Annotated in this window: 3 protein-coding genes and 1 pseudogene; all 4 read right to left on the reverse strand. The window is 64.6% G+C overall.

All coding sequences use genetic code 11. The features are described 5' to 3' along the window. On the reverse strand, positions 1-397 hold a 397-nt coding region (locus EOA28_RS31600), incomplete at its 3' end, for a DUF4147 domain-containing protein (protein ID WP_128315647.1). Beyond that, entirely contained in the window at positions 394-897 is a 504-nt protein-coding gene (locus EOA28_RS31605) for a heme-degrading domain-containing protein (RefSeq protein WP_127253632.1), read from the reverse strand. The genes EOA28_RS31600 and EOA28_RS31605, both read right to left, overlap by 4 nt. A gap of 208 nt (positions 898-1,105) precedes the next feature. Beyond that, the gene (gene guaD / locus EOA28_RS31610) at positions 1,106-2,422 is read right to left on the reverse strand and encodes a guanine deaminase (protein ID WP_127253631.1); all 1,317 of its coding nucleotides are present in this window, start codon (positions 2,420-2,422) and stop codon (positions 1,106-1,108) included. Positions 2,423-2,424: 2 nt separating this feature from the next. Then, positions 2,425-2,779: pseudogene (locus tag EOA28_RS31615) on the reverse strand (cysteine desulfurase); the annotation flags it as partial.

Below are 2,779 nucleotides of genomic sequence, written 5' to 3' on the forward strand. Positions count from 1 at the left end.
AGGTAAGGCCTGGAGCGGGAGACGGCAGCAGGGCCGAGCCGCCGCCGGAAATCAGCGCCACGACCAGGTCTTCCGAAGTCAGGCCCCGCACCTTCTCGAGCAGCCGGCGCGAGGCCTCCAGGCCGGCGGCATCCGGCACCGGATGCGCCGCCTCGATGATCTCGATGCGCTCACAACTGGCGCCATAGCCGTAGCGGGTGACGACCAGACCATCGATGGGACCGTCCCAGACCTTCTCGAAGGCCGCCGCCATCTGCGCCGAGCCCTTGCCCGCGCCGATAACGACGGTGCGGCCTTTCGGCTTAGCCGGCAAATGATTGCGGATCGTCTTTTCCGGGTCGGCGGCGGCGACGGCAGCGTTAAAGATCGAGGTGAGGAAGGTTTTTGGATCGGTCATTTGTCTTCCGGCGGCAATCTGAGCTTGCTGGCATCGACGCCCAGATGCGCGCAGATCGCATCGACCACGACGCCGTGGTCCTCGCGCTCCGGCAGGCCCGAAACGGCGATGACGCCGATGACCCCGGCGCCCTTGACGGTGACCGGAAAGCCGCCGCCGGCGAGCACATAGTCGGCGATGTCGAGCGCTTCGCCGACCTTGAACGTGCGGTCGGGGCGCTGCTGCTCCAGCACAAGGCGATAGGTGCTTCTGAGATACCGCCTCACGACGTTGATCTTGCGCCGCGCCCAGTCCGGATTGGAGGCGTTGGAGCCCGGCATCGCGGCATAGAAGAGCGGCCGGTCGAAGGTCCTGATGTCGACGATGATCGGCAGGTCTTCCTTCAGCGCCCGATCCCTGATGCCGGAACCGATCTTGAAGGCGACGGCCTCGTCGAAGGCCGGGAAGACCAGCGTGGCTTCCTGTTTCTTGATCAGAGCGATGTCGTCGGCGGTAGCCATGTCTCTTTCTCCGAAAATCGACACCGTCGTTTGTACGACAACCCTTGCCTGGTCAAGCGCCCGTCGCGGACACCCCCTCATCCGGCCGCTTCGCGGCCACCTTCTCCCCGAGGGGAGAAGAGACTGGCGCCAGCGTCGGCTCGCTCCTCTCCCCTCGGGGAGAGGTCGGATTGCCCTTCGCAATTCGGTTGGCAATCCGGTGAGGGGGTCACCCTGCGACAATCGCGCTCTTCGCCGGACGGCCCGCCAGATAGACCTCGCGCACAACTCGATCGTCGCCCAGCGTCTGCAGCAGGAACAGTTCCTCGGCCAGCGTTTCCACCGTCTCCATCCTGAGCCGCATGCCCGGCGTGGCATGAGCATCGAGCACGACGATGTCGGCATCGGTGCCCTCCTCCAGCGTGCCGACCTTGTCGGCCACCGACAGCGCCTCGGCATTGCCGCGCGTCAATTGCCAGAAGGACTGGAACGGGTTCAGCTTCTCGCCGTTCAGCGCGATCACCTTGTAGCCCTCGTCCATGGTGCGCAGCATCGAATAATTGGTGCCGCCACCGACATCGGTCGCGGCCGCAATCCGAAGCGGCTTCTCGCGCAGACGATAGCGCTGGTAGTCGAACAGGCCGGATCCGAGGAAAAGATTGGAGGTCGGGCAGAACACCGCGACCGAACCCGACTGCGACAGCGCATCCGCCTCGCGCTCCGACAAATGGATGCAGTGGCCGAACAGGCTCTTTTTGCCGAGCAGGCCGTAATGCTCATAGACGTCGGTGTAGTCGCGCGACCAGGGGTAAAGCTCCTGGGTGAAGGCGATCTCGGCGTGGTTCTCCGACAGATGCGTCTGCATGTGGAGATCCGGATGCTCGCGGTAGAGCGCGCCGGCCATCTCCATCTGCTCGGGCGTCGAGGTGATGGCGAAGCGCGGCGTGATGGCATAGAGCTGGCGACCCTTGCCGTGCCATTCGGCAATCAGCGCCTTGCTGTCATCGTAACCGGTTTGCGGCGTGTCGAGCACGCCGTCCGGCGCATTGCGGTCCATCATCACCTTGCCGGCGATGTTGAGCATGTTGCGCTCATGCGACTCGGCGAAGAAGGCTTCCGCCGATGATTTGTGCACCGAGCAATAGGCGGCGACCGTCGTCGTGCCGTGGCGCAGCATCTCGTCGAGGAACAGCCGCGCGATGCGGCGGCCATGCTGGGCGTTCTGGAATTTCGACTCTTCGGGAAAGGTGTATTTGTTCAGCCAGTCGAGCAGCTCGGCGCCGTAGGAGGCGATGATTTGCATCTGCGGCACATGCACGTGGGCGTCGAGGAAGCCCGGCAGGATCAGATGCGGGCGATGGTCGATTGTCCCGACGCCTGCATCCGCCTTTTCCTTGACGTCCGCATAGACGCCGGCGGCGACGATCCTGCCATTGTCAATCAGCAGGGCGCCATCCTCCTCGTAGCGCCAGGCGGAATGGTCGTCGATCGTTTCGGGCCAGCGCATGAAGGAGAGCGTACGGCCGCGCAGAATTTTCGCTGTCATGCTTACTTTCCGGCGCCTTCGAACCAGGCGACCAGAAGGGCCCGTTCCTGGTCGGTGATCGGGGTGACGTTGGCGGGCGGCATGGCATGCGCCCGGCCGGCCTGGATGTAGATCTCGCGCGCATGCTCGGCGATGCGCTCGTCGGTGTCGAGCAGCACGCCCTTCGGCGCATGGGAGACGCCTTCATAGACCGGCTCTTCCGTATGGCACATGGAGCAGCGGCCGAGCACGGTGTCGCGCACGGCCGGGAAATGCGCCGAGGCGATATAGACCTGAGCGGCGGCGGAGGCGGCCGAGGTCTTCGGCTCGCCGGTCAGCACCTTCGGGACGGTCGACAGCCAGATGATGATCATGAAC

The sequence above is a fragment of the Mesorhizobium sp. M2A.F.Ca.ET.067.02.1.1 genome (assembly GCF_004023285.1).
In the GTDB taxonomy this organism is placed as follows: domain Bacteria; phylum Pseudomonadota; class Alphaproteobacteria; order Rhizobiales; family Rhizobiaceae; genus Mesorhizobium.